The organism is Cryobacterium arcticum (genome assembly GCF_003185895.1).
Lineage (GTDB): Bacteria > Actinomycetota > Actinomycetes > Actinomycetales > Microbacteriaceae > Cryobacterium > Cryobacterium arcticum.
On the sequence record NZ_QHLY01000005.1, the window covers coordinates 273,232 to 298,215 of the forward strand.

At 69.9% G+C, this 24,984-nt stretch carries 23 protein-coding genes; 14 read left to right on the forward strand and 9 right to left on the reverse strand.

The window, feature by feature from the left end:
* Positions 1–4 precede the first annotated feature (4 nt).
* The 4 genes from CTB96_RS02875 (at position 5) to CTB96_RS02890 (ending at position 3,655) form a co-directional block, all read left to right on the forward strand.
* A complete protein-coding gene (locus tag CTB96_RS02875; RefSeq protein ID WP_248283183.1) occupies positions 5–1,048 on the forward strand; it encodes an amino acid ABC transporter permease in 1,044 nt (347 codons plus the stop codon).
* Positions 1,045–1,857: an amino acid ABC transporter ATP-binding protein gene (locus CTB96_RS02880; RefSeq protein ID WP_110125402.1), complete on the forward strand. Its 813-nt coding sequence runs from the start codon at positions 1,045–1,047 to the stop codon at positions 1,855–1,857. The genes CTB96_RS02875 and CTB96_RS02880 overlap by 4 nt, the downstream gene beginning before the upstream one ends.
* A gap of 62 nt (positions 1,858–1,919) precedes the next feature.
* The gene (locus tag CTB96_RS02885; RefSeq protein WP_110125403.1) at positions 1,920–2,933 is read left to right on the forward strand and encodes a transporter substrate-binding domain-containing protein; all 1,014 of its coding nucleotides are present in this window, start codon (positions 1,920–1,922) and stop codon (positions 2,931–2,933) included.
* Between the two features lie 437 nt (positions 2,934–3,370).
* Positions 3,371–3,655: a GIY-YIG nuclease family protein gene (locus CTB96_RS02890; RefSeq protein ID WP_110125404.1), complete on the forward strand. Its 285-nt coding sequence runs from the start codon at positions 3,371–3,373 to the stop codon at positions 3,653–3,655.
* Positions 3,656–3,964: 309 nt separating this feature from the next.
* On the opposite strand, the gene CTB96_RS02895 is transcribed toward CTB96_RS02890, so the two are convergent.
* From CTB96_RS02895 to CTB96_RS02905, 3 genes are read right to left on the reverse strand one after another with little or no spacing between them, the layout of a single operon-like run.
* The gene (locus CTB96_RS02895; protein WP_110125405.1) at positions 3,965–4,351 is read right to left on the reverse strand and encodes a rhodanese-like domain-containing protein; all 387 of its coding nucleotides are present in this window, start codon (positions 4,349–4,351) and stop codon (positions 3,965–3,967) included.
* 36 nt (positions 4,352–4,387) lie between these two features.
* Positions 4,388–5,761 carry an NtaA/DmoA family FMN-dependent monooxygenase gene (locus CTB96_RS02900; protein ID WP_110125406.1) on the reverse strand — a complete coding sequence of 458 codons (1,374 nt, stop codon included), beginning with the start codon at positions 5,759–5,761 and terminating at the stop codon, positions 4,388–4,390.
* Positions 5,758–7,041, reverse strand: a complete 1,284-nt coding sequence (locus CTB96_RS02905; RefSeq protein ID WP_110125407.1) for an LLM class flavin-dependent oxidoreductase — start codon at positions 7,039–7,041, stop codon at positions 5,758–5,760. The genes CTB96_RS02900 and CTB96_RS02905 overlap by 4 nt, the downstream gene beginning before the upstream one ends.
* Positions 7,042–7,234: 193 nt before the next feature.
* On the opposite strand from CTB96_RS02905, the gene CTB96_RS02910 reads away from it, so the two are divergent.
* From CTB96_RS02910 to CTB96_RS02955, 10 genes are all read left to right on the forward strand, one after another.
* On the forward strand, positions 7,235–8,203 hold the full coding sequence (locus tag CTB96_RS02910; RefSeq protein ID WP_110125408.1) for an ABC transporter permease: 969 nt from the start codon (positions 7,235–7,237) through the stop codon (positions 8,201–8,203).
* Complete coding sequence (locus CTB96_RS02915; protein ID WP_110125409.1) at positions 8,200–9,150, forward strand: ABC transporter permease; 951 nt, start codon at positions 8,200–8,202, stop codon at positions 9,148–9,150. Before CTB96_RS02910 ends, CTB96_RS02915 begins: the two co-directional genes overlap by 4 nt.
* Positions 9,147–10,904 carry a dipeptide ABC transporter ATP-binding protein gene (locus CTB96_RS02920; RefSeq protein ID WP_110125410.1) on the forward strand — a complete coding sequence of 586 codons (1,758 nt, stop codon included), beginning with the start codon at positions 9,147–9,149 and terminating at the stop codon, positions 10,902–10,904. Before CTB96_RS02915 ends, CTB96_RS02920 begins: the two co-directional genes overlap by 4 nt.
* A gap of 50 nt (positions 10,905–10,954) precedes the next feature.
* Positions 10,955–12,589 carry an ABC transporter substrate-binding protein gene (locus CTB96_RS02925; protein ID WP_110125411.1) on the forward strand — a complete coding sequence of 545 codons (1,635 nt, stop codon included), beginning with the start codon at positions 10,955–10,957 and terminating at the stop codon, positions 12,587–12,589.
* A gap of 263 nt (positions 12,590–12,852) precedes the next feature.
* Positions 12,853–13,782, forward strand: coding sequence for a hypothetical protein (locus CTB96_RS02930; protein ID WP_146215738.1), 930 nt, complete (start codon positions 12,853–12,855; stop codon positions 13,780–13,782).
* The gene (locus tag CTB96_RS02935) at positions 13,779–15,407 is read left to right on the forward strand and encodes an AAA family ATPase (RefSeq protein WP_110125413.1); all 1,629 of its coding nucleotides are present in this window, start codon (positions 13,779–13,781) and stop codon (positions 15,405–15,407) included. Before CTB96_RS02930 ends, CTB96_RS02935 begins: the two co-directional genes overlap by 4 nt.
* A 21-nt stretch (positions 15,408–15,428) precedes the next feature.
* Positions 15,429–15,641 carry a DUF2997 domain-containing protein gene (locus CTB96_RS02940; protein ID WP_110125414.1) on the forward strand — a complete coding sequence of 71 codons (213 nt, stop codon included), beginning with the start codon at positions 15,429–15,431 and terminating at the stop codon, positions 15,639–15,641.
* On the forward strand, positions 15,638–16,384 hold the full coding sequence (locus CTB96_RS02945; protein ID WP_248283184.1) for a 4Fe-4S single cluster domain-containing protein: 747 nt from the start codon (positions 15,638–15,640) through the stop codon (positions 16,382–16,384). The genes CTB96_RS02940 and CTB96_RS02945 overlap by 4 nt, the downstream gene beginning before the upstream one ends.
* Entirely contained in the window at positions 16,381–16,884 is a 504-nt protein-coding gene (locus tag CTB96_RS02950) for a hypothetical protein (protein WP_110125415.1), read from the forward strand. Before CTB96_RS02945 ends, CTB96_RS02950 begins: the two co-directional genes overlap by 4 nt.
* 6 nt (positions 16,885–16,890) lie before the next feature.
* Entirely contained in the window at positions 16,891–17,742 is an 852-nt protein-coding gene (locus CTB96_RS02955; RefSeq protein ID WP_110125416.1) for a ComEA family DNA-binding protein, read from the forward strand.
* 436 nt (positions 17,743–18,178) lie between these two features.
* Here the strand turns inward: CTB96_RS02955 and CTB96_RS02960 are convergent, their stop codons facing one another.
* The 6 genes from CTB96_RS02960 to CTB96_RS02985 all read right to left on the reverse strand — a co-directional run bounded on the left by CTB96_RS02960 (position 18,179) and on the right by CTB96_RS02985 (position 24,795).
* On the reverse strand, positions 18,179–19,327 hold the full coding sequence (locus CTB96_RS02960) for an LLM class flavin-dependent oxidoreductase (protein ID WP_110125417.1): 1,149 nt from the start codon (positions 19,325–19,327) through the stop codon (positions 18,179–18,181).
* Positions 19,328–19,331: 4 nt separating this feature from the next.
* Positions 19,332–20,183 carry a DUF1684 domain-containing protein gene (locus CTB96_RS02965; protein WP_110125418.1) on the reverse strand — a complete coding sequence of 284 codons (852 nt, stop codon included), beginning with the start codon at positions 20,181–20,183 and terminating at the stop codon, positions 19,332–19,334.
* Between the two features lie 232 nt (positions 20,184–20,415).
* A complete protein-coding gene (locus CTB96_RS02970) occupies positions 20,416–21,057 on the reverse strand; it encodes a GNAT family N-acetyltransferase (RefSeq protein WP_146215739.1) in 642 nt (213 codons plus the stop codon).
* Entirely contained in the window at positions 21,054–22,058 is a 1,005-nt protein-coding gene (locus tag CTB96_RS02975) for an ATP-grasp domain-containing protein (protein WP_110125420.1), read from the reverse strand. The genes CTB96_RS02970 and CTB96_RS02975 overlap by 4 nt, the downstream gene beginning before the upstream one ends.
* Positions 22,055–23,362 carry a M20 family metallopeptidase gene (locus CTB96_RS02980; protein ID WP_110125421.1) on the reverse strand — a complete coding sequence of 436 codons (1,308 nt, stop codon included), beginning with the start codon at positions 23,360–23,362 and terminating at the stop codon, positions 22,055–22,057. Before CTB96_RS02980 ends, CTB96_RS02975 begins: the two co-directional genes overlap by 4 nt.
* On the reverse strand, positions 23,359–24,795 hold the full coding sequence (locus CTB96_RS02985) for an NtaA/DmoA family FMN-dependent monooxygenase (protein WP_110125422.1): 1,437 nt from the start codon (positions 24,793–24,795) through the stop codon (positions 23,359–23,361). The genes CTB96_RS02980 and CTB96_RS02985 overlap by 4 nt, the downstream gene beginning before the upstream one ends.
* Positions 24,796–24,984: the final 189 nt, after the last annotated feature.

The following is a 24,984-nucleotide window of genomic DNA, read 5'->3' on the forward strand; positions in this document are numbered from 1 at the left end:
GACCGTGACCGACACCGTTGAAAAGACGAGCGCCATACAGGCCGGCACCGCCGCATCCGCCCCGCCCACCGTGGTGAACCGCGGCACCGACTACAACGCACTCACGGTGGTGCACACCCGGCACTACCTGCGCTGGGCCTTCGGCGCGCTGGTGCTGTTCGTGGTGCTGCAGCTGGCCTGGAGCCTGGTGACCAACGACCGGTACGGCTGGGATGTGGTGGCGAAGTACTTCTTCTCACCCGCGATTCTGCGCGGCCTCGGCCTCACCCTCACCCTCACCGCGGTCGCCGGTTCGCTCGGGTTCCTCCTGGGCACGATTCTCGCGCTGGCCCGGCTGTCGAAGTCGCCGATCCTCAATTCGGTGTCCTGGTCGTTCATCTGGTTCTTCCGCTCGGTGCCGCTGCTCGTGCAGGTGCTGATTTGGTACAACCTGGGCTACCTCTACCCCCGGCTCGGCTTCGGCATCCCGTTCACCGACGCCTACCTGGTGGACTTCGACACCATCACCCTGATCAGCCAGTTCGCCGCCGCCGTGCTCGGGCTCTCGCTGCACCAGGCGGCCTACTCCGCGGAGATCATCCGCGGCGGCATCCTCTCGGTCGACCAGGGCCAGCTCGAGGCCTCCGCCGCCCTGGGCCTCCCCCGGCACGTGCGGGTGCTGCAGATCATCCTGCCGCAGGCGGCCCGGTCGATCCTGCCCAACGCGTTCAACGAGATCATCGGCCTGCTCAAGGGCACCTCGATCGTGTCGGTGATAGCGCTCGGCGAGCTGTTCTACGTGGCGCAGGTGATCTACAACCGCAACCAGCAGGTGATCCCGCTGCTGCTCGTCGCCGTGATCTGGTACATCATCCTCACCACCGTGCTGAGCATCGGCCAGTACTACGTGGAGCGGCACTTCGCCCGCGGCGCCGAACGGGTGCTGCCGCCCACCCCGATCCAGACCGCGCGGCGGTGGATCAGCGTGCAGTGGGCCCGACTCGACGAACCCACTCCCCCTGCCACCAGCGCCGGCATCGACGCCAAATCAGAGAGCTTCCGACTATGAGCGCCACCACCCTGGCCCACACCGCACCCGTGTCGACGGATGCCGCGACCCGCGGCCTGGTCGAGATCCGCGGTGTCTCCAAGAGCTACTCCGGCCACGAGGTGCTGCACGACGTGAACCTCACCGTGCAGCCCGGCGAGGTGGTCGCCATCCTCGGCCCGTCCGGCTCGGGCAAGTCGACCCTGCTGCGCACCATCAACCACCTCGAGAGCGTCGACAGAGGCTGGGTCACCGTGGACGGCCAGCTGATCGGCTACGAGCAGCGCGGCGACAAGCTGTTCGAGCTCAAGGAGAAGGACATCCTCAAGCGCCGCACCCAGGTGGGCGTGGTCTTCCAGAACTTCAACCTCTTCCCGCACCTCACCGCGGCGGAGAACATCGCCAAGGCCCCGGTGGCGCTGAAGCGCGTGAGCAAGTCCGACGGCCACGAACTGGCGCTGGGCCTGCTGGCCAAGGTCGGACTGAGCGACAAGGCGGATGCCTACCCGCGGCAACTCTCCGGCGGGCAGCAGCAGCGGGTCGCCATCGCCCGGGCGCTGGCGCTCACGCCCAAGGTGCTCTTGTTCGACGAACCCACCTCGGCGCTCGACCCCGAGCTGGTCGGCGAAGTGCTCGACGTCATCCGTGACCTCGCCAAGCTCGGCACCACCCTGATCATCGTCACCCACGAGATCGGCTTCGCCCGTGAGGTGGCCGACCGCATCGTCTTCATCGACGGCGGCCACGTGCTCGAGGTCGGCACTCCCGCGCAGGTGTTCGGGTCGCCGACGCATGCGCGCACCAAGGAATTCCTGGGCAAGGTTCTCTGACCTGCCCGGGAACACACGCACTACCCCACACCACCCACAGCACCCGAGAGAGGCATCATCCCATGGCAATCAAGAAGAAGACAGCGGTCATCATCGGAGGCGTTGCGGCCGTTGCGCTCGTCGCCGGCGGAATCACCGCTGCCGTCCTGACCGGCAACAGTTCCGCAGAGGCCACCCCGGCCTCCGAGACCGCAGCGGTCACCACGGCGTCGGGCGACACCCTCGACTTCAACCTCGGCCCCGACCAGGACCGCATCCGTCTCGACGAGGTGCCCGAGGCCGTCGCGTCCATCGAGGCCAGCGGCTTCGAACCGATCGAGGCCGGCAAGCTCACCGTGGTGGTGAGCCCGTACGTCGCCCCGCTCGGCCTCTACGCCGATGACGACACCACCCTGATCGGCAACGAGACCGACATTGCACAGCTCATCGCCGATGGCCTGGGCCTGGAGCTCAACCTGCAGCCTGCCGCGTGGGCCGACTGGCCCCTGGGCATCCAGTCGGGCAAGTACGACCTCATCACCTCCAACGTCACCGTGACCGAGGAGCGCAAGGACCTCTACGACTTCGCCAGCTACCGCGAAGACCTCCTCGGCTTCTACGCGAAGTCCGACTCCGAGATCGACTCCATCGAAGAGGCGAAGGATGTTGCGGGGCTCAAGATCATCGTGGGCTCTGGCACCAACCAGGAGAAGATCCTGCAGGCCTGGGACGCCGAGAACATCGCCGCGGGCCTCGACCCGGTGGAGTACCAGTACTTCGACGACACCGCCGCGGCAAACCTGGCTCTGCAGTCCGGGCGGGCCGACGCGAACTTCGGACCGAACGCGACCGCCGCCTATGCCGCCGCCGAGACCGGTGAGACCAAGTTGGTCGGCACATTCAACGGCGGTTACCCGGCGCACGCCAACATCGCGGCCGGCACCCTCAAGGGCAACGGCCTGATCGACGGCGTCGCCTTGGTGCTGAACGCGGCCATCGACGGCGGCGAGTACGGCGAGGTGCTGGAGCGCTGGGGCCTCACCAGCGAGGCCGTCACCGAATCCGAGGTCAACCCCGCCGGTCTGCCGCGCGAGTAAGTAGCGCAGCCGGACGGCTGGTCACACGGCGAAGGCCGGGTCGGGGACACTCCCGCCCGGCCTTCGCTTCGTCCTGTGCCCTTTCCACGACCGCGGCGTATCCGCGCGTCGGGCCCCTCCGCTGGTCTCGCCCCTCCGCTGGTCTCGCCCCTCCGCTGGTCGAGCCTGTCGAGACCCCGCAAGCCGAAATCGACACCGCACCGATCGCTGGTCGAGCTTGTCGAGGCCCCGCAACGGGCATACATACGCGGCCCCGTCATCCATAGGTCGCCTCACCTGGTCTGCATCGACAGGCTCAGTACGGCGTCGACAGGCTCGACCACCGAGGGACACGACCCGCATGCACCTCGCGACCACACCGCATCCGCTCATCATGGTTATCCACAGATGTTCTCCCCCAGGAACGCGAAGCCTGCTCCGCTGCCAAACTCCCCCGCATGCCGTTCATGTACATCCTCGAGTGCGCCGACCACTCGTATTACGTCGGCAGCACCTGGGACTTGGAGAAGCGTCTGGCCCAGCACAACAGCGGCATCGGCGGAGCCGCGTACACACGTCGACGGCGCCCGGTGCGGCTCGTGTACTGCGAGCAGAGCGACCGAATCGAGGATGCATACGCCCGCGAGAAGCAGATCCAGAACTGGGGCAGGGCCAAGCGAATCGCGCTCATCGAGGGGCGATACGACGACCTGCCGGGGTTGAGCCGGCCGAAGGGCGACTGACGGAGCGAGCCGACCTGTGGATGCCGTGGCAGCGACACACACGCACCTCACGAGGTCTCGACAAGCTCGACCAACGACGGGGCACGACACACAGGCACGTCACTAGGTCTCGACAAGCTCGACCAACGGGCGGGGCACGACACACAGGCACGTCACTAGGTCTCGACAAGCTCGACCAACGACGGGGCACGACACACACGCACGTCACCGGGTCTCGACAAGCTCGACCAACGAACGGGGCACGCGACGAAGCCCGGCCGGAGAGTGGGCTCTGGCCGGGCTTCGGCTGGTGGATGCGCAGAGCGCGAGTTAGGACTCCGTGCCGGGGGTGGTGGGCTGGCCGGCGGCCTTCCAGGCGTCGAAGCCGCCGTCGACGTGGGCGACGGAGGTGTGGCCGTGCTCGAGGAGCCAGTCGGCGACCGGGCGGGAGCCGCCAACGCTGCCACAGACGACCACGATGGGGTGCTCGTCGGAGTGAACCTCGGTGAGTCGCTCGGGTGAATCCGCCCCGAACAGCTCGGGCAGGCGCTCCCGGTCCACCACGATGGCGCCGGCGATGCCGCCGACCCGCTCGCGGGTCGGCAGGCTGCGCACGTCGATGAGCACGGCGCCGCCACGCACCCATTCCGCACCTTCGGCGGCGGTCAGGAGCTCCGGCTCGGCGGTCGCAGGCGTCGTTGTTGTCTGGTCGGTCATGAGCATCTCCAGGGTTGTGAGTGGGTGAAAGAAGGGTCAGACCGGCAGGCCGAGGGTGTGGCGCAGGGTCGCGCCCTCCTCGTATTCGGTGCGGTAGACGCCGCGCTCCTGCAGTTCGGGGATCACGCGGTCGACGAACTCGTCGAGCCCGGTGGGGTTGGTGCTGCCCACGATCACGAAGCCGTCGGAGGCATCCTCCTGCACGTGCCGGTTGATGGTCTCGGCCACCTGAACCGGGGTGCCCACGAAGGTGTGGTTGGCGGCGAAGCGGATAACCAGGTCCCGGATGCTCAGCCCCTCGGCTTCGGCCAGGGTGCGCCAGCCGCGCGCAATAGCAGCCGGGTCGGAGTCGTGTCGCACCCGGCCGCGGGTGACGCCCTGGTCGGTGCTGACCGGGTCGATCTCCGGCAACGGACCATCCGGGTCGTAGCCACCCAGGTCGGTGCCCCAGACCTGCTCGAGGAACGCGATCGCGGTCTGCGGGCTCACCTGCAGCAGCGCGGTCTCACGGGACCGCTCGCGGGCCTCCGCCTCGGTGTCGCCGAGGATGAAGGTGACCGCCGGCAGGATCTTGAGCGAATCGCGGTGCCGGCCCTCGGCCGCGAGCCGGCCCTTGACGTCGGAGTAGAACTTCTGGCCGTCCTCGAACCCGGCGTGCCGGGAAAAGATGACCTCGGCCGTGCGAGAAGCGAATCCGCGCCCATCGGCCGAGTCGCCGGCCTGCACGATCACCGGGCGGCCCTGGGGGCTCTGCGGCAGGGTGGGGAACCCGGTGACGTCGAACTGCGGGCCGTGGTGGTCGACCAGGCCGATGGCGTCTTCGGCCAGGAAGTCGCCGGCTGCCTTGTCGGCGAGCACGGCATCCGTCGCCCAGGCGTCCCAGAGCTGACGCGCCACGGCCACGAACTCTTCGGCCCTGGTGTACCGGTCGGCCTTGTCGAGGAAGGCGCCGCGACGGAAGTTCTCACCGTGGAAGGCGTCGAAGGTGGTCACGATGTTCCAGCCGGCCCGGCCGCCGGAGAGGTGGTCGAGCGAGGCGAGCTGCCGGGCGAGCTCGTAGGGCTCGTTGAAAGTGCTGCTCAGCGTGCCGACCAGGCCGATGTGCGAGGTGACCGCGGCGAGACCGGCGAGCACCGCGAGGGTGTTGGGCCGGCCCACCACATCGAGGTCGTGGATGCGGCCCTTGTGCTCCCGCAGCCGCAGCCCCTCGGCCAGGAAGAGGAAGTCGAACTTGCCCCTCTCGGCGTTCTGGGCGAAGTGCGTGAATGAGGAAAACGCGATCTGGCTGGCCTGGTTGCTGTCGCGCCAGACCGTGGTGTTGTTCACCCCGGGAAAGTGCGCGGCGAGGTGCACCTGCTTGACCGGTCGCTCGGTGCTGGTGGGCGCCGGAGCATCGGAGATGAGAGTCATGAGCGGGCGCTTCCAATCAGGTCGAGTTGGGCAGAGTCAGAGCCAGCGAGGTCCGAGTCACCGGATGCGGCGGCGGACGACGCATACCGGTTCTCGGGAACCCCGAGCCCGAGCCGGGCCCGGAGGGTGCCGGCATCCGCGGGGCGGTCGAGCACCCCGGCCGCGGCGAGCGCAGGAACCACGTCGGTGGTGATCCGCACCAGGTCGGCGGGCAGCCGGGCCGGCCGCAGCCGCACCCCGTCGAGGCCGGCGTCGTGCCAGGCCAACAGGTGCGCGGCCACGTTCGCGCCGGTGTCGGCGAGAATCACCGTGTCGGAGGTGTACGTCGCACCGTGCGCCGCGTCCAGCCGGGCGAGCGCCGCGCGCGCCTCCTCCGGGCTGTCTTCGATCAGGATCACGGCTTCCGACCACACCCGCAACGGTTCGGGGGCGGTACGCGAGACCTGGGCCTCGGCGTCCGCCAGCTCGCCCAGAATCCGGGTGAGATGGGCGTCGTCCTGCGGGGTGATGCCCACGATGTCGGCGGATGCGGTGGCCAGTTCGTAGGGCACCTTCTGGTGCGCCAGGGCGAACACCACCGGCTGGCCCTGCGGCGGCCGCGGTGTGATCGACGGGCCCTTCACGGTGAAAGCATCGCCGGCGAAGTCGATGTAGTGCACCTTGTCGCGGTCGAGGAACCGGCCGGTGGGCACGTCGCGGATCACGGCGTCGTCTTCCCAGCTGTCCCAGAGCCGGCGGGCCACCTCCACGGTGTCGGCGGCCTCGCCGAAAAGCCCTTCGATCAGCGCCGTCTGCGCCGGGTCCGTGCCGGCCACCACCGCCGCGGGGTCGAGCGCCGGGAAGCTGCGGCGGCCGACGTGCGCGGCCTCGTGCGCCCGGCCGGACACCTGCACGCGCCACCCGCCCCATCCGCCGCTGACGTAGTCGAGCGTGGCCGTGGCCGTGCCCACGTGGAACGGTTCGGTGTGGGTGGTGGTGATGGTGGGCACCAAGCCGATGTGCGTGACGTGCGGGGCGACTGCGGTGGCCAGCAGCAAGGCGTCGAGGCGGCCGCGCACCTCGTCGCGGCGGGCGTCCACTCCGCCGAACCCGCTGCTCTGCAGCCCGAAGGCATCCTCAAAGGTGACCAGGTCGACACCGCCGGCTTCGGCGATCTTCACCAGGTCGACCCAGTAGGCGAGGTCGAAGACTTCTCCGGGGCGCGCATCCGGTTCACGCCATGCGGCCGGGTGCCAGCCCGCCCCGTCGAGGGCGATGCCGAGGTGAAACCGTGCGGTCATGATGCTGTCCTTTCGAATGACGCGGGCGCTTGCGGCTTCCCACGCTAAGCACGCCGTCCAGCCCGCTCACTGCCGGTTGGTAACACGAGGTCACGAGTGCAACGCCGGGTAACAAAGCCGTTCCGGCATTGACCCCGCTGCCTAGCCTGTGTCCAGCCCACCTTCCCCGCACCTATGCAGAAAGTTGCCGACCTTGACCCGATACATCACACGCCGCCTGGCCCAGGCGATCGGGGTGCTGTGGGCGGCCTACACCGTCTCGTTCCTCGTGCTCTATGCCCTGCCCGGCGACCCGGCCAAGCTGATCGCCGGACCCGACGCCACCGACATCACGCCCGCCCAACTGGATGCGCTGCGCGCCGAGTTCGGTCTCGACAAGCCGCTGATCGTGCAGTACGTCGACCGGCTGCTGGGCCTGATGCGCGGCGACCTGGGCCAGTCGCTGCCCACCGGCCGTCCGGTCTCCGACCTGATCGGCGAGGCGCTGCCGTCCACCATCCAGATCGCGGCGCTCGGCCTGCTGCTGGCGATCATCTTCGGTGCTGGCCTGGCCATCCTGGCCACCTTCAGCCGCAACCAGGCGCTCAGCCGCCTGCTGTTCTCACTGCCGCCGTTGGGCGTGGCGATCCCCGGGTTCTGGTTCGCCCTGCTGCTCATCCAGTGGTTCTCGTTCGGCATCCCGCTGTTCCCGGCGGTGGGCAACGTCGGCTTCGCGTCCACCGTGTTGCCGGCCATCACCCTGGCCCTGCCCACCGGCGCGACTATCGCCCAGCTGCTGTCCAAGAGCCTCACCAACACCCTGCGCGAGCCCTACATCGACACCGTGCGGGCCAAGGGCGCCGGCCCAGCCCGGGTGCACTTCCGGCACGCGCTGCGGAACGCCGCCCTGCCCGCGCTCACCGTGACCGGCCTGATCGTGGGCCAGCTGCTCTCGGGCACCGTGGTGGCCGAGACCGTGTTCTCCCGCCCAGGCCTCGGCCGGGTCACCGCCACCGCGGTGGCCCAGCAGGACATCCCGCTGGTGCAGGGCATCGTGCTCTTCGCCGCCGGCGTGTTCGTGGTGACCAACCTGCTCGTCGACCTCATCTACCCGCTCCTCGACCCGCGGATCGTGATCGGCCGCCCCCGGGTGGCCCGCGTGCAGGCCGGAGTTCCCGCATGACCCGCACCGACACCAGCACCGCCCCCGACAGCTTCGTCGCCACGGCCGGCGACCGCTTCAAGGATGCCGTCGCCAGCCGCCGGCGCGCGCCCGGCGGTACCGCGCGCGGCGCCGCCGGCCGGCTCGGCCGGTTCCTGCTCGGCCTCCGCCGCCACCCCGGCACGGTGCTGGCGGTCGCCTGGCTCGCGCTCGTGCTGATCTCCACCGTGGCGCCTGGCCTGTTCACCGGCCAGGACCCGATCGACGGGGTGCCGGCCGACAAGCTCACCGGGCCCTCCGCCGCGCACTGGTTCGGCACCGACCAGCTCGGACGCGACCTCTTCACCCGGGTGGTCTACGGCAGCGCCCTCACCCTGCAGGCCGCGCTCATCGCGGTGGGCATCGGCCTGCTCGTCGGCTCGCTGCTGGGTCTGCTCGCGGGCTTCATCGGCCGCTGGGTGGATGACGTGATCATGCGCATCAGCGACGTGCTGTTGTCGATCCCGGCCCTGCTGCTCTCGCTGGCGCTGATCACGGTGCTCGGTTTCGGCACCGTGAACGTGGCCATCGCCGTCGGCCTCGGGAGTGTGGCCGCGGTCTCCCGCATCATGCGGTCCGAGGTGATCCGGGTGCGCAACGCCGTCTACGTGGAGGCCGCCTTGGCCTCGGGCAACCGGTGGTCGCGGGTGCTGTTCCGGCACGTGCTGCCCAACTCGGCCGGCCCGGTGATGGTGCTCGCCGCCCTCGAATTCGGCACCGCCATTCTCGCCATCTCCGCGCTCAGCTTCCTCGGCTACGGCGCCCAGCCGCCCGCGCCGGAGTGGGGCTCCCTGGTCTCCACCGGGCGCAACTTCCTCACCACCGCCTGGTGGCTCACCACCCTGCCCGGCATCGTGATCGTCCTCACCGTGCTCGCCGCCAACGCAATCTCCCGGGCGCTCGACTCCGACGAAAGGCGCAGCAGATGAGCCAGACCCTTCCCGCCACGACGGATGCGCCGGCGCTGCACATCCCGGTGCTCGAGATCCACGGCCTTGCGGTTCAGTACCGCACGATCGCCGACACCATTGACGCCGTGCGCGACGTGAGCCTCACCATCAACCGCGGCGAACGTGTCGCCATCGTGGGCGAGTCCGGGTCGGGCAAGTCCACCACGGCACACGCCATCGTGCAGTTGCTCGCCAGCCAGGCGAGCATCGTGCGCGGCAGCATCCGGTTCAACGGCACCGACCTCGTCGGGGCCGCCCGCAATACCGTGCGCGCCGTGCGCGGACGCCGCATCGGCCTGGTGCCGCAGGACCCGACGGTGTCACTGAACCCAGTGAAACGAATCGGCACCCAGGTGGCCGAGGTACTGATCATCCACGGCCTCGCCGACCGCAAGACCGCCGAGACGGCCGCCGTCGAAGCGCTCCGCCGGGCCGGCCTGCCCGAACCCGAACTGCGTGCGGCGCAGTACCCGCACGAACTCTCCGGCGGCATGCGCCAGCGGGTGCTGATCGCCATCGCCATCATCGGCGGGCCCGACCTGATCATCGCCGACGAGCCCACCAGCGCCCTCGACGTGACCGTGCAACGGCAGATCCTCGACCACCTCGACGAGCTCGCCGCCGAGACCGGCATGAGCGTGCTGCTGATCACCCACGACCTCGGCATCGCAGCCGACCGCGCCGATCGCATCGTGGTGATGAGCGAGGGCGTCGTGGTGGAGCAGGGCACCCCGGCCGAGGTGCTCAGCCGCCCCAGCCACCCCTATACCCGTGCGTTGATCGCCGCGGCGCCGAGCCTGAACGCGGCCGGCGACGTGGACCGCGAACTCGCCCCGCTGGCCGAGGACATCCGCGCCCGGGTCTTCGGCGGCGCCCCCGGCGACCCGTTCACCGTGCGCGACCGGCCCGCCGCGGCCACCGGGTTCGACGACCACGCGCCCGACGTGCTCGTGCTGAACAACCTGGTCAAGGACTTCCCCGGCCCCCGTGGCGCGGGCCGCAATGTCAACCGGGCCGTCGCCGACGTGAGCTTCAGCGTGCCCCGCGGCCAGACCTTCGCCCTCGTCGGCGAGTCCGGGTCGGGCAAGACCACCACTGCGCGGCTGGCCCTGCGCCTCGACGACGCCACCAGCGGGCAGGTGCTCTTCGACGGCCGCGACATCACCACCGCCCGCGGCCGGGAACTGCGGGAACTGCGCCGGCGCATCCAGCTGGTGCACCAGAACCCGTACGCGTCGCTGAACCCGCGGTTGACGATCAGCCAGATCATCACCGACCCGCTGATCGCGCACGGCCTGGGCAGCGGAGCCGAACGCCGCGCCCGCGCCGCGGAACTCGTGGATGTCGTGGCCCTACCGGCCACGGTGCTCGGCCGCCGCCCGGCCGAGCTCTCCGGCGGGCAGCGCCAACGCGTCGCCATCGCCCGCGCGCTGGCCGTGAACCCCGAGTTGCTGGTACTCGACGAGCCGGTCTCGGCGCTCGACGTCTCCATCCAGGCCCAGATCCTGGGCCTGCTCGCCAGCCTGCAGCAGTCCCTGGGCCTGAGCTACCTGTTCATCTCCCACGACCTCGCCGTGGTGCGCCAGATCGCGCACCGAGTGGGCGTCATGCGGCTCGGAGAACTCGTCGAGGTCGGCGACGTGGCGGATGTCTTCCGCTCGCCCACCCACGACTACACCCGCGCGCTGCTCGACGCGATTCCCGGCCGCAGCACCCCGCTCGCCATCCCTTAGACCCTTCCGACCCGTCCACAGCACCCAACCCATCACCCAGGAGTACACCTATGTCCAGTACAAACTGGGGGCGAACCGCCCTGCTCGGCACCGCGTTCGCCCTCACCGTCGCCCTCAGCGCCTGCTCGGCGTCCACCACCGCATCCGGCCCCGCCGCAGGCACGGATGCCGACCCCGTCGTGGGCGGCGACCTCACCTTCGCCATCGCCAACGACCCCATCTCGCTCAACCCCTCCGGCACCGGAGCGGGCAACGACACCTGGTACGTCACCCGGCAGCTGGTGGACTCGCTGCTCTACCAGAACCCCGACACCAACGAACTCGAACCGTGGCTCGCCAAGAGCTGGGAGGCCAACGCCGACGCCACCGTCTTCACGTTCGTGCTGCGCGACGACGTCACCTTCTCCGACGGCACCCCGCTCACCGCGGGCGACGTCAAGGCCACCTTCGACGACATCATCGCCGCCGGGCCCAAGAGCCAGGCCGTGAGCTCCTTCGTGGGCTACAAGGGCACCACCGTGATCGACGAGCACACTGTCGAGGTGTCGTTCAACACCCCGAACGCCGCGTTCCCCAACTCCACCTCGTCGGTGCCGCTCGGCATCGTCGGCGCCGCCACCCTCGCCGTGCCCTACGACGACCGGGCCACGGGCGACGCCGTCGTGGGCACCGGGCCGTTCGTGCTCGGCAGCTACACCAAGGACGTCGAAACGGTGCTGGAGCGCCGCGACGGTTACGCCTGGAGCCCGGCCTCCCGCGAGCTCGACGGCGAGGCCTACCTCGACAGCGTCACCTTCCAAGTCGTGCCCGAACCCGCGGTGCGCACCGGCAGCCTCACCTCCGGCCAGGTCGACGTGATCGGCGGCGTGCAGCCCGTCGACGTCGACACCCTCACCGCGAGCAGCTTCCCGCTGGTCAGCCGCGGTAACCCCGGCGTCAGCTTCGGCGAGTACTTCAACGTCTCCCGCCCGATCGTCTCCGACATCGTGGTGCGCGAGGCCATCGCCCACGCCACCAACGCCGCCGAGATCCGCGACACCGCGCTGAACGACGAGTTCAACGTGGGCACGAGCATCCTCGCCGCCACCACGCCCGGTTGGGCCGACGAGTCCGGCTACTTCGAGTTCGACCCCAAGGAATCGGCCAAGCTGCTCGACGGTGCCGGCTGGAAGCTCGGCGACGACGGCATCCGCGAAAAGGACGGCACCAAGCTGTCGCTGGTGGTGAACTGGATCACCAACTTCGGGCCGAACCAGACCTCGCTCGAACTGCTGCAGCAGCAGCTCAAGGACGTGGGCATCGAGCTGACCCTGCAGGGCGGTGACGTGCCGTCGTTCCTGGAGAGGCAGACCAGCGGCGACTTCGACATCTCGTGGCAGAACCTCTCCCGCGCCGACGGCGACGTGCTGCGCACCACCTTCTCCAGCGCCGCGACCAACACGTTGCGCATCGACGACCCCACCCTCGAGGCGCTGCTGCAGGAGCAGTTGGCAACCGGTGACCAGGCCGCGCGGGCCACGGTGCTCGCCGACGCGCAGGAGCGGATCGCGTCGCAGTACTACCAGATTCCGGTGCACGAGCTCACGTCGATCCTGGCCACCCAGCCCACCGTGACCGGAGTGACGCTCGGCGCGGACTCCCGCCTCGACCAGCTCACGGGGGCTTCGCTGGCCGCCGCCGAGTAGGTCCTCCCCGCTGGTCGAGCCCCTCCGCTGGTCGAGCCTGTCGAGACCCCGCAAGACGACCTCACCAGGTCTCGACAAGCTCGACCAGCGAAACGGTCGCGACACACACGCACCTCACCAGGTCTCGACAAGCTCGACCAGCGAAGCGGTCGCGACACACACGTCCGTCACCGGGGCCCGCGGGTAGCCCTGCCCATCGAATGGGGGGCCGCTCCACCAGTAGTCTGTGAACCAGCGCGCACACCTGGGGGAGGAGACGCTTCGTGAGCATGAGAGACGTCTCGGTGTCGAGCGCCGCAGCCCGGCGCATCCGCTCCTTCTCCGTCTGGATCTGGGTCTGGGGCGCCGTGGTGCTCTCCATCGGCGCGTTCACCACCTACCTCAACGTGGGAATCGGCGACGCCGGCTTCGGCATCCTCGGCGAAGGCGACAACCCGTGGGAGATGGCAGAGCCGCCCATCCTCGAACCCACCGGCACCACCTATTCCGGTGACGGAAGCGGCCTGATCAGCATCCCCCTCGACGAGCACAACCAGCAGCCGCTCATCGTGCACCTGGTGACCGGCGAATACGTCGACCTCTTCATTACCGACGTCGAGGATCTCGGCCGACCCGTCGACGACCGCGGATGGCCGGACTCCGTCGCCTACATGTACGACCCGGGCGACGAGGCGCTGATCCTGCCACCCGACGCCGAACTCGAACTGTGGGTGCGAAGCGACGCCGCGTGGGAGTTCACCCTGCAGAACGAGGAGGTCACCGAGATCGCCGACGGCTTCGCCAGCGGCAAGGGCGATGGGTTCCTCGTCTACCGCGGTGACGCGGTCAGCGCCCGCTTCGTGCACAAGGGCGAGGGAATCTTCTTCGTGACCGTGCAGATGGCCGGCGAGCGCTCCGACCAGCCCATCATCGAAAACGGCAACGTCGACGAACGGCTGTCCTGGAACCCGACCAACGACGTCTACTTCTCGATCGAGTCCGACGACGACCGCGGCGCCTGGACCGTCGATATCGACGAGCTGGCGGCCAGCACCCCCACCGAACCGGACCCCACGCTCACCGGCTCCCCCGCGCCACTTGAGGACCCCAGCAGCACTCCCGAACCCGCAGCACTCACTCCGGCGACGCGGTCGGCCACGCCCGCATCCCGAACGACGGCACGCCGTCACCCGAGAGGAACCACACCCCGATGAGTTTCGCCGAGACGCTCGACCAGGCCTTCAAGGCCCGCCTGCCGCTGCTGTACATCGAGACCAGCGAGGAGGAACGCGCCCTCGAAGAGGTCACCCGCGCCGCCCAGGCGCTGCGGCGCCCGCGCGAAGTGTGGACCTGGACCAGCGCCACCGGTCTGATCGGCCCCGACGGCAAGGGCGTCAGCAGCACCAACACCCCCGCAAAGGCGCTCGACCACATCGTGGGCGTGCCCGAGAACGCGGTCTTCGTGTTCTGCGACCTGCACGCCTATTTCGGCACCGAGCAGCGCCCCGGCGACCCGGTCATCATCCGCAAGGTGCGGGAGACAGTGCTCGAACTGCGCCACGCGGATGCGGCCCGCGCGTTGATCGTGACCGCTCCGGTCCGGAACATCCCGCCCGAGCTCGACAAGCTCGCCCACCTGCTCGAGTTCCCGTTGCCCGACACCACCGAACTGCGCTCGATGTTGGACACGATGATCGAGAACAACGCCTCGGGCAGCGGCCGGATCAAGGTGCAGGCCGACGACAAGACCCTCGAGGCCCTGGTGCAGGCGGCCCGCGGGCTCACCATGTCGGAGGCGGAGAACGCCTTCGCGCGCGCCATGGTCAACGACGGCGAACTCACCGCGATCGACGTGCACGTGGTCCTCGACGAGAAGCGCCAGATCGTCAGCAAGTCCGGCCTGCTCGACTTCGTCACCAAGGCGCTCGACCTCGACTCGGTCGGCGGGTTGAACAACCTCAAGCGCTGGCTGTCCCGACGCAACGGCTCCTGGCTGGCCGAGGCCGAGCAATTCGGCCTGCCCGCCCCCAAGGGCGTGCTCATCACCGGCGTTCCCGGCTGTGGAAAGTCCCTCACCGCCAAGGCGATGGCGGCGTCGTGGGGGCTGCCGTTGCTCAGGCTCGACATCGGCCGCATCTTCTCCGGCCTGGTCGGCTCCTCCGAGCAGAACCTGCGCACCGCCCTCGCCACCGCTGAGGCCGTCGCCCCGTGCATCCTCTGGGTCGACGAGATCGAGAAGGGCTTCTCCAACACCACCGGCACCGGCGACTCCGGCACCACCGCCCGGGTCTTCGGGTACTTCCTCACCTGGATGCAGGAGAAGAAGCATCCGGTGTTCGTCGTTGCCACCGCCAACAACATCGACTCCCTGCCGCCGGAGTTCATGCGCAAGGGCCGGTTCGACGAGATCTTCTTCGTCGACCTGCCCACCGCGGTGGAACGGCGCGCGATCTGGACCATCCAGCTCTCCTCCAACGCCACCGCCGGCAACGGCCTGGCGGCCATCGGCACCGCCGACGTCGAGGAGCTCATCGCGGTGAGCGAGAACTACTCCGGGGCGGAGATCGAACAGGCCGTGATCGTGGCGCTGTACGAAGCGTTCGCCGAACGCCGTCCGGCGAGGCTCGCCGACCTCAGCCTGGCGATCACGAACATGATCCCGCTCGCCGTGACCCAGGCCGAGGAAGTGCAGACCATCCGCGCCTGGGCCGAGGTGCGCGCCGTGCGGGCGACCGGCAGCGAAGACATCGATCCCGCCGAAGACGCCCTCGTCGGCGCCGTGGCCACGACCGGTGCGGAGCTGTCCAGCCGCCGCGGCGGCCGCACCGTCGACTTCTAACCGGCCGAGACAGGAGACCCCATGACTGACAAGCAGCTCATCGTGCAAGTGCGGCCCGACGGCACCGTGCACGCCGAAACCATCGGCATGCACGGCAACGAGTGCCTGGACTACATCGCGGTGCTCGAGAACATGCTCGACGCCGAGACCACCGAGTCCTCGTTCACCGACGCGTATGCGCAGGTGGCCGAGCAGGAGGAGACGACGACGCAGAACTGGGACGGCGCCCGGTGAACCTGCTCGGCACGCCCCGGCTGCGCGGTTCGGGCAGTGCCCCGGCCAGTGCGCTGGGAACTGTCGAGCCTGCCGCGAAGCCCGGCGCCGAGCTGCGCTGGTCGCGGTTCCTGGCCGCGACGGCCGCCGAAGGTCCGGGCATCCGTTCGGCCCTGTGGGTGCAGGGCTGCAGCGTGCACTGCCCCGGCTGCTTCAACCCGCAGCTCTGGGCCGAGATCGGCGGCCGCGTGGAGAACACGGCCGTTCTGGCCGCCCGATTCGTGGCGGATGCGCAGGCCGCCGGTGTGGAGGGAATCACCCTTCTCGGCGGCGAACCGTTCGATCAGGCCGCCGCGCTGGCCTCGGTCGCCGAAGCGTTCCGTGCCGCCGGGCTCACCGTGATGACCTTCTCCGGCTACCCGCTGGAGCTGCTCACCGAGTGGGCGGCGACCCGCCCCGACATCGCCCGGTTGCTCGCCGCCACCGACCTGCTCATCGACGGCCCGTACCTGCGCGACCAGCCCGACGCCGTGCGCCCGTGGCTGGGCTCGACCAACCAGGGCATCCGGGCGCTCACCCCCGCGTATGCCGACGAGGTCGCCCGCATCGAGCGCGAGGGCGGGCTCGACCGGCTGGAGATCCGCATCCATCGCGACGGCCGGATCGACGTGAACGGCTGGGCCGACGATGCGGCCCTCGAAGACCTTCTGCATGACCTCGGTCCCCGACAGGACCGGCCCGGAACGAAAGCGAGACGCGCATGAGTGTCACCCTGATCCTGCTTCCCATCGCCCTGGCCGCGGCCGCCGCGGCGGGCGGCATCGGCGGTATCGGCGCCGCCATCACGGCCAAGTCCAACAGCGCCGACACAGCGGCCGGCGCGCCCCCGGACATCCGGGTGCGCACCCGGATGAAAGACAGCACGCTGCTCGCCGACGCCCTGACGAACCTGGGCGCCACGGCCATCGACGTCTCGCGCACCCGTGTCATCGCCAAGGTCGACGGTGTGTCGCTGACGATGACCCTCACCGACGACGGGGTCTGGGAGGCCCACGTCGAAAGCCTTGACGGGGTGGAAGTCACCGTGGAGAGCGCGACCGAACTGCTGCAGCGCCTCGACGGCGAATACGCCCTGATGGTGCAGCAGGCCGTCGCCGAGAAGATCCGGCTGCGCGCCGAGAGCTCGGGCTTCGACCTGGTGTCGGAGACCCGCGAAGCGGATGACACCGTCACCATGGTGCTCAACGTGCGTGCGGAGGCGTAACACCGCATGACGAACGCCCCAGGTCCCTTCCGCGTCGCGCCGGGCACGGCCGCCGCGACCGGACCGACGATGATCTGGCGCCTGCTGGCGAGCTCGTGGCTGTTGCTGCTGCTCTTCGGCGGCGGCGCACTGGCGTGGCTCGCGTTCGGGGCGCTTGCGTTCGTGGCCAAACGTCGCCGGTGGGGCATCTTCGCCGGGGTGTACGGCCTGGCCGCGATCATCGTGCAGCTGCCAGAGGACCCGGCGGGGCACATCCTGCAGGGCACGCTGTACCTGGTGGCGCTGCTGCACGGCCTGATCATCAACCAGGGCTGGCTGATGCTGCTGTGGGGCCGGCGGGAGAACAACCTCACCGTCTTCGGCAACCCTCGCGCCGGAAATGCAGCGGCCGCTGGGCCCGCTCGGCGCCGGCAGCGGGCCCCAGCAATTCCGCGGGAGGCGGAGAAGCTGCTCGGTGCCGACGGCACGGCGCGGTCCGACTACCTCGATGATTCCGCGGCGACGGCGGCGCCGACACGACGGATGACCCGGGCCCAGCGACGGGCCGAGGAGGCCGCTGCTCGCGCCGAGCTGTCCGCGGCCGCCGCGCCCGCGCTTCCGGCACCCACCGTCGACACCGTGCTGGTCGACGTGAACACCGCCAACCAGCGCACCATCGCCAAGCTCACCGGTATGGACCGCGCCCTGGCGAAGGCCGCGATCACCGAGCGCAGCAAGCGCGGCGGGTTCGGCTCGCTCGAGGACTTCGCCGACACGGCCGGGCTGCAGCCGCACGAGATCGTGCGCCTGCGCGGCGAGGCCTACTGCTCGTCGCGCCCGCGCGCCAAGCGCACCTTCGGCCGCCGCGTCGACTACTAGCCCGCGCCGTCGGCCCGCTCGCCCGCCTGCCCGCGAAACGCAACCGCCCCGCTGGTCGAGCCTGTCGAGACCCCGCGAGACAACCTACGGATGCCCCGGCAGCGACACACACAAACGTCACCAGGTCTCGACAAGCTCGACCAACGAACGGGCCCGCTCGCCTGCGAACGCACCGCCCCGCTGGTCGAGCCTGTCGAGACCCCGCGAGACAACCGACGGACGCCCCGGCAACGACACACACAAACGTCACCAGGTCTCGACAAGCTCGACCCACGAACGGGCCAGCCCGCCCGCGAAACACAACCACCCCGCTGGTCGAGCCTGTCGAGACCCCGCGAGACAACCTACGGATGCCACGGCAACGACACACACAAACGTCACCAGGTCTCGACAAGCTCGACCAACGCCCGGGGGCAGTCCGGCGGGCCGGTGACCCTTACGCGGGCGCGCCGACCGGAACGCGAGGGCGGGAGGTCGCGCTGACCGCGGCGGCCGCATCCGCAACCTGGGCACCGGCGAAGGCCGGGCGGGCGCCGTAGGGGTCGTCGTCGCCCCAGAGCGTGGTGGGCGCTTCGCGGCGCACCGTGGGGATCACCTCGGTGGCGAACCGCTCCAAAATCTCCAGCTGCTGCTCGAACGGCACCGTGGTCGGCAGGCTGATCGACTGCAGGTCGTGCCGGAACAGTTGGTGGTACGACAGGATCTTGTCGATCACCTGCTGCGGGCTCCCCACCAGCGCAGGCCCCTCCGCCACGGCGTGGTCGATGTCGCGGAACGGGGTGTTGTTGCCCGGCACGTGCGTCGCGGCCACGATGGCCTCATAGACCGGGCCGTACTGCTCCTTCGCCTGCTGAGTGGTGTCGGCGATGAACGTGCTGCCCGACCCCGAACCCACGTAGGCGAACCGGGAATCGTGCCCATGCCGGGCGTACTCGTCACGGTAGTGCTCGATCAGCACCGAGTAGTTCTGCCGGGGCTGGATCGCGTTCGCGGTGAACAGCGGGTCGCCCCACTTGGCGGCCAGCGCCGCCGACGCCAGCGTGGTCGCCGAGCCGTGCCACACCCGCGGGGCGCCGGCGAACGGGCGCGGCAGGGTGGTGATGTCGTTCACCGGCGGCCGGAACTCACCCGACCAGGTCACCCCGGTCTCCCGCCAGAGCCGGCGGAGCAGCCCGTACTTCTCGGCCACGAGTTCCCACTGGTCTTCGATCTGCAGGCCGAACAGCCCAAAGTGCTTGACCTCGTTGCCCTTGCCGATGGTGAGGTCGAGCCGGCCGCGGGAGATCTGGTCGATGGTGGCGTAGTCCTCGGCCACCCGGATCGGGTCGAGCAGCGAGAGCACCGTCACCCCCGACTGCAGCCGGATGCGCGAGGTTGTGGCCGCAATCGCGCCGAGCAGCACCGTCGGTGCCGACGACAGGAACCGCCCGGCGTGCCGCTCCCCCACCGAGTAGGCGTCGAAGCCGAGTTCCTCGGCCCGGCGGGCCACCTGGATGGTCTGCGCGAACCGGTCGCTGGGCGACACGATCCGGCCGGTCACCGGGTTGGTGAGGTACGGGATGATGTCGAGAACCTGGAACTTCACGGTGTCAGAGCTCCACGGCGATGCGGTCCAGCGGGGTCTTCTCGCCCGCCTCGATGCCGATCGGCAACCGGTTCTCCGCCGGCGGCAGCGGGCAGGTGGCGTAGTCGGTGTAGGCGCAGGGCAGGTTCACGGCCCGGTTGAAGTCGACGGTGGTGACCCCGGATGCGTCCGGCGCATCCACCGACAGCGCCCGGTTGGCCGCATAGGTGGTGATGCCGCTCGTGGCATCGGTGAACAGCACGAGCAGGCTGCCCGGGGCATGTCCGTTGAACGCGGTGAGCCGGAAGGTCTCGCCGCGCAGCTCGAACTCGAGCTCGCCGGGCGCCTCGTAGACGTGCTGTAGGCCCTCGACGGCGGCGCCCACCGTGACTTCACGAGGCGTCTCGAACGGCAGGAACCGGGCGCCGACGAACCAGCGCGGGTTGGGCACGTAGGTGGGCGTGCCCTGGTACGCCGCGCGGAACGCGGTGTCGGGATGCCGGGGCCGCACCACGATGTGGCCGCCACGCTTGGCGACCTCGATCACGGCATCGCCGGCGATGGCGTTCAGGCCGTCCCGCTCGGCGATCGGCCCGAAGGCGTGCCGGCCGGTGAGCGGCCCGGCGTCGACGCTCAGCTGCTCCCCCTCGGTCAGCTCGACGACCGGCCCGTCGGGGGTGTCAGACCAGGCGCCCGGCGCATCCTCGAAGCGTTGCGGCTCGGCGGTGAGGAAGTGCAGCCCGGTGATGGCGAGGAAGCCGTGCTCGGAGGCGCGCTGCTTCTCGTGCGCGGCATGCCAGGCCTCCCAGTCGCTGCCGAAGGATGCGCGGTCGATGACCGGGAAGGTGGTGTCTGTGCTGATCGTCTCTGTGCTCATGACAGCACGCTACGGTCGGGGCCCGCGCAGGTTACGGCGGATGCGCCGTGCAGCGTCACACTCGCAACACACGGTAACGAGGCTTGCGCTGCGGCTGCTTACACACGTACGTCACCAGGTCTCGACAAGCTCGACCAACGAGCGGGGCACGACACATCCGCTGCTTACGTGAGTCGATCTGCGAGACGCATACAGTCCGCTGGTCGAGCTTGTCGAGACCCGGTGAGACGACCTACGGATGCTGCGGCAGCGGGTAGCTGTAGACCAGGGGCGGGATCTCGTCGGGCGAACCCGGGCCGCCGAGCCGAGTCGGCACCCGGTCGTGCTGGCGCTGGAAGCCGATCCGTTCGTAGAGCCGCTGCGCGGGCAGGTTGAGCGAACCCGTGTCGAGCACCACCGCACCGGCGCCCATCTCGGCCGCAACGTGCAGCGCGGCACGCACGAGCGCCTCGCCGATTCCCCGCCCGCGCGCGGCCGGGTCGACCGCAATAAGCCGAAGCTCGATCTCGCCCGGCTGAGCCAACCGGCTGCCGGCCTCGCCGGCGCGGAGCAGGCTGGCCGTGCCGAGCAGCGACACGGGAGCGACGGCATCGCCGACGGCACCGCGCTCATCGACCGCGCCGTGCTCCTCCTCGACACCGCGGTCCTCAACCGCCACCAGCAGCGCGCCCGCCGCCGCCCGGCCCGCCGAATCCCGCACCAGGGCGGTGCGCGCCGCCGACACCGGGAAGTGCCCGTACGGGCCGTTGCGGAAGCCGAGTTCGACGAGGTCGGCCACCCGGTCGAACTCGTGCGGGGCCGCGGGTCGCACCCGCACGCTCACCTGCTCAGCGCCCGGCCGCGCGCCCGCACCACCAGCACCGGGCGCGCTCACGCGCCCGCTGCCACGGGCACCGCGGGGTAGGCCTCGGCGAGCAGCCCGGCCAGGTACGCCACGATCGCACCGGGGCCGCTCTTGGGCGCATCCGCCTCGATCAGCGCGTTGTAGTTCGTGTTGGTGTTCACGTCGTAGGTCACGATGCGGCCGTCGGCGGTCTCGATGAACTCGATCCCGGCGACCTCGATGCCCTCTGCCCGCAGGAACGCCCGGTACCGGTCGATGATCGGGTGGTCGAAGCCCTCGCGCAGAGCGAAGATCTGCTGTCCGGCCTCGGGCAGGATGGTGGCGCCGGGTGGCAGCAGCAGCGCGCCCGTGGTCGGGTCGATGGCGCAGGCATCCGCCGGGCAGAGCTGATAGCCGCCGCGGGCGGTGTCGGCGGTGATGGCGTAGATGAACTCGTCGCCCACGATCTCCACCCGGGTCACCTCGGGCCTGGCGGCCACGACGAACTCCTGCAGCAGCGAGATGCCGTCCTCGGGCTCCTCGTACAGGCCGGCGTCGATCGCGGCGGCCAGCTCGGCGGCGCTGTTGAACTTCTGCACCCCGAGGCCCTTGCCGCCCTGGTTGTGCTTGGTGATGAACGGGGTGGGAAAGTCCTGCGCGGCCTCGACCAGAAGGTGGGTGCCCACGACCACGCGGGTGCGCGGCACGTCGAAGCCTTGCGCGCGCAGCCGGGTGAGCTGGTCGACCTTGCTCACCTCGAGTTCGATGGTGCGCCGGCCGTTCACCGTGCGGGCGCCGTAGGCGTCGAGCCAGTTCAGCACGCTGCGGGTGTAATCCTTCGACAGGTTGTGCCCGCGGGTGTGAGCGGATGCGCTGATCCGCGACCAGAAGATTCCGGCCGGCGGGGCCTCGTCGAGGTCGAGCACCCCGTCGACCAGCAGCCACTCGCGGTAGGGCACCCCGGCCGCTTCGAACGCGGCCTGGAACGGGCCGAACCAGTCCGGGTTCTCGTGCAGAACATGAACAACGGGAATGTCGGAGAGAGAACTCATGAGAAATAGCCTTCCACGTCGAGCACGCCACCGGCAGCAGCAAAGTCCGCCGCCACGGCCTGGCGCAGGTCGCCATCGAACAGAAAGTCCGCGGCGGTGAGAGCCAGCCCGTCGGCGCCGTCGAGCACAGCGGCGTCGCCATCCGGTCCCTGCGCGTACTCCGCGAACTCCACGGTGTGCAGCGAGATCTCCGGCGGGCTCACCCGGATCACCGGGTGGATCGCCGGCACCCGGGCCGACACATTGCCGAAGTCGGTGGATGCCGCCAGCTCGCTGGGCACGACCGCCCGGGTGAGCACGGTGCGGCCGAGTTCGGCCTGCCGCACCGCCCAGCGCGCGGTCAGCGGTTCGTTGAACCGGATCGGCAGCGAGTACGGTGCCGGATCCCACTGCACCTCCACCGTGGTGCCGGTCGACAGCGCACTGCCCCGGGCGATGTCCTCCACCCGGTTGCTGAGGTCTTTCAGGGTCTCCACCGCGGGCGAGCGCAGGTAGTACTCGAGTTCGGCGAACGCCGGCACGATGTTCGGCCGGTCACCCCCGGCCAGCACCACGCCATGAATGCGGTCTCCCGGCGGCAGGTGCTGGCGCAGGAACCCGACGGCCTGATAGTTCAGCGCCACCGCATCCAGGGCGTTGCGGCCCATGAACGGGCTGGCCGAGGCGTGTGCGGCCACGCCGGTGTAACGCACCCGCACGATCCGGCGACCGATGAAGGGGTGATCGGCGGCATCGTAGCCGAACGGATGCACCATGATCGCCGCATCCACCAGCTCGAACGCGCCCGCCCGTGCCAACAGCTCCTTGCCGTTGCCGCCCTCCTCGGCTGGCGTGCCGAGCAGCACCACCCGGCCCGGCAGCTGGTCGGCCACCGCGGCCAGCGCCAGGAACGCGCCCACGGCGGACGCCGCGATGATGTTGTGCCCGCAACCGTGGCCGATGCCCGGCAGAGCGTCGTATTCGGCGAGGATCGCCACGGTCGGCCCGGTCGGGTCGCCGATCTCGGCTTCGAACGCCGTCGCCAGGCCATAGGCGTTCCCGGTCGAGGCGATGCCGTGCGCTGCCAGCAGGGTGCGGATGTCGGCGACGCTGTTGGTCTCCCGAAAGGCCTCCTCGGCATGCTCGAAGATGCGGTGCGAAAGCGCCAACAGCTCCGGCCGCAGCCGGGCGAGCGCCGCGCGCACGTGCCCGGCGACATCCGCCGGGGCACCGGTGTGCGGTGAACTGATCGGCACGGCGAGCGCGGCCTTGCGCTCGGTGAGGGCGGCGACGGTGTCGAGGTAGTGCCGGCTGGGAGCGCTCATCGGCTGTGCCCCGCGATCGTGCCCGGAACCGCCCAGCGTTCCGGAACCGGGGAGTTGAGATGCCCGCGCAGGGTGCTGGCGGCGTAGCCATCCCGCACCAGGCCCCGCGCCACGAGTTCTGGCACCACCAGGCGGGTGAAGGTCTCGAACTGTTCGTGCAGGAAGGCGCTGAGCACGCTGAACCCATCGACGGCACCGGCCCGGAACCAGCGTTCCATGTGGTCGGCGATGTCCGATGCGGCACCCACCACGATGGGCGAACGCACCAGGTGCGCCACCAGCAGATGCCGGTAGGTCACCGGCCGCGCCCCGTTCACGGTGCGCCCTGAGCGTTCCGCGACCACGTCGAGCAGCCGGTGGCCGGTGTCGTTGAACCGGGCGGCGGTGCCGGCCGTCACCACGTCGTCGATGCCCCGTTCGGCCAGCGGCAGTCCCACCAGCTGGCGCAGGCTGCGGGCGCTGCGGTTGGCGGGCAGGCCGAGCTTGGCAGCGTCGCTCGAGCCGTCGTCCACCTGGAACAGGTCCACCAGGGTGTCGTAGACCTCGTGGGCGTCGGCGCGGGTCTCCCCCACGATCGGAAGGATCGGCGCCACGATCGAGAGCGAGTCGGCCGGCCGGCCGAACGCGGCGACCTGACGCTTGGTCTCGGTGTAGAGGCTCACCGCCTCCTGCACGGTCGCCGACGCCACCAGGTAGATATCGGCGGATTCGGCGGAGAACTCCCGCGCCCGGCGGGAGGTGCCGGCGTGCATGAGCGGCACGTGGCCCTGCACCGGTCGTTGCACGTTGAGTGGGCCGGCCACGGCGTAGGACCGGCCGACGTGGTCGAGGGTCGACACCAACGACCGGTCGATCAGCGCGCCGGAGCCGGTGTCGCGCACGAAGGCGTCGTCGTCCCAGCCGTCCCAGAGCCCCTGCAGCACCTGCACGTACTCCTCGGCCACCTCGAAGCGGTCGAACTCCGGTGTGCTTCCGGCCTTGCCGAAGTTGGCCTCGCCGCGGGCATCCGTGCCCACTGTGAGGTTGAGGCCGAACCGGCCGTGGCTGAGCTGGTCGATGGATGCGGCCGCCCGCGCCGTGGCATACGGCTCGGAGTGGGAGATGTTGACGGTGCCCACGATGCCGATGCGTTTCGTGGCGGCGGCGAGGTACGACGCGGTGCTCAGCGAGTCCGCCCGGGACAGCAGGTGCGGGTCGGAGAATTCCAGGTCGGTGTCGGTGGAGAGCCAGTCCCCGAGGAAGAGGAAGTCGAAACCGGCCTTCTCGGCGGCCCGAGCCACCCGTTTGAGCGCTTCGGCATCCTTCGCCGGGTCGTTGTGCGCACCCGGGTACCGCCAGCCCGACGGGAACGCCCCGAGGGTACGCACCATGGCGCTGAGCACGAGGTGATCGTCATGCCCGGTCGCAGGGGTGGAGGCTTGCCGAGTCGTCATTCCTCGACGCTAAGACGAATGTGCAGGCCGACGCCGGCCCGGTGCAACATTCCGCCGCACGCTGACACATGACGTAAAGAAGGCACCGGTGGGAGTGTTCGCCCCCTACGGACGCCGAAAAAGACGTTGTACGTCATCTGCCGGAAGAGAGCCCGCTCCGATTACTAGGGTCGAAAGCAGCTGCCCGTC

Coding starts and splice junctions, on each gene's coding strand:
- CTB96_RS02925 (WP_110125411.1), top strand. CDS start 10,955: ATGTCCAGTACAAACTGGGGGCGAACCGCCCTGCTCGGCACCGCGTTC.
- CTB96_RS02885 (WP_110125403.1), top strand. CDS start 1,920: ATGGCAATCAAGAAGAAGACAGCGGTCATCATCGGAGGCGTTGCGGCC.
- CTB96_RS02965 (WP_110125418.1), bottom strand. CDS start 20,183: ATGAGCACAGAGACGATCAGCACAGACACCACCTTCCCGGTCATCGAC.
- CTB96_RS02955 (WP_110125416.1), top strand. CDS start 16,891: ATGACGAACGCCCCAGGTCCCTTCCGCGTCGCGCCGGGCACGGCCGCC.
- CTB96_RS02890 (WP_110125404.1), top strand. CDS start 3,371: ATGCCGTTCATGTACATCCTCGAGTGCGCCGACCACTCGTATTACGTC.
- CTB96_RS02900 (WP_110125406.1), bottom strand. CDS start 5,761: ATGACTCTCATCTCCGATGCTCCGGCGCCCACCAGCACCGAGCGACCG.
- CTB96_RS02985 (WP_110125422.1), bottom strand. CDS start 24,795: ATGACGACTCGGCAAGCCTCCACCCCTGCGACCGGGCATGACGATCAC.
- CTB96_RS02940 (WP_110125414.1), top strand. CDS start 15,429: ATGACTGACAAGCAGCTCATCGTGCAAGTGCGGCCCGACGGCACCGTG.
- CTB96_RS02975 (WP_110125420.1), bottom strand. CDS start 22,058: ATGAGTTCTCTCTCCGACATTCCCGTTGTTCATGTTCTGCACGAGAAC.
- CTB96_RS02935 (WP_110125413.1), top strand. CDS start 13,779: ATGAGTTTCGCCGAGACGCTCGACCAGGCCTTCAAGGCCCGCCTGCCG.
- CTB96_RS02950 (WP_110125415.1), top strand. CDS start 16,381: ATGAGTGTCACCCTGATCCTGCTTCCCATCGCCCTGGCCGCGGCCGCC.
- CTB96_RS02915 (WP_110125409.1), top strand. CDS start 8,200: ATGACCCGCACCGACACCAGCACCGCCCCCGACAGCTTCGTCGCCACG.
- CTB96_RS02920 (WP_110125410.1), top strand. CDS start 9,147: ATGAGCCAGACCCTTCCCGCCACGACGGATGCGCCGGCGCTGCACATC.
- CTB96_RS02880 (WP_110125402.1), top strand. CDS start 1,045: ATGAGCGCCACCACCCTGGCCCACACCGCACCCGTGTCGACGGATGCC.
- CTB96_RS02895 (WP_110125405.1), bottom strand. CDS start 4,351: ATGACCGACCAGACAACAACGACGCCTGCGACCGCCGAGCCGGAGCTC.
- CTB96_RS02905 (WP_110125407.1), bottom strand. CDS start 7,041: ATGACCGCACGGTTTCACCTCGGCATCGCCCTCGACGGGGCGGGCTGG.
- CTB96_RS02980 (WP_110125421.1), bottom strand. CDS start 23,362: ATGAGCGCTCCCAGCCGGCACTACCTCGACACCGTCGCCGCCCTCACC.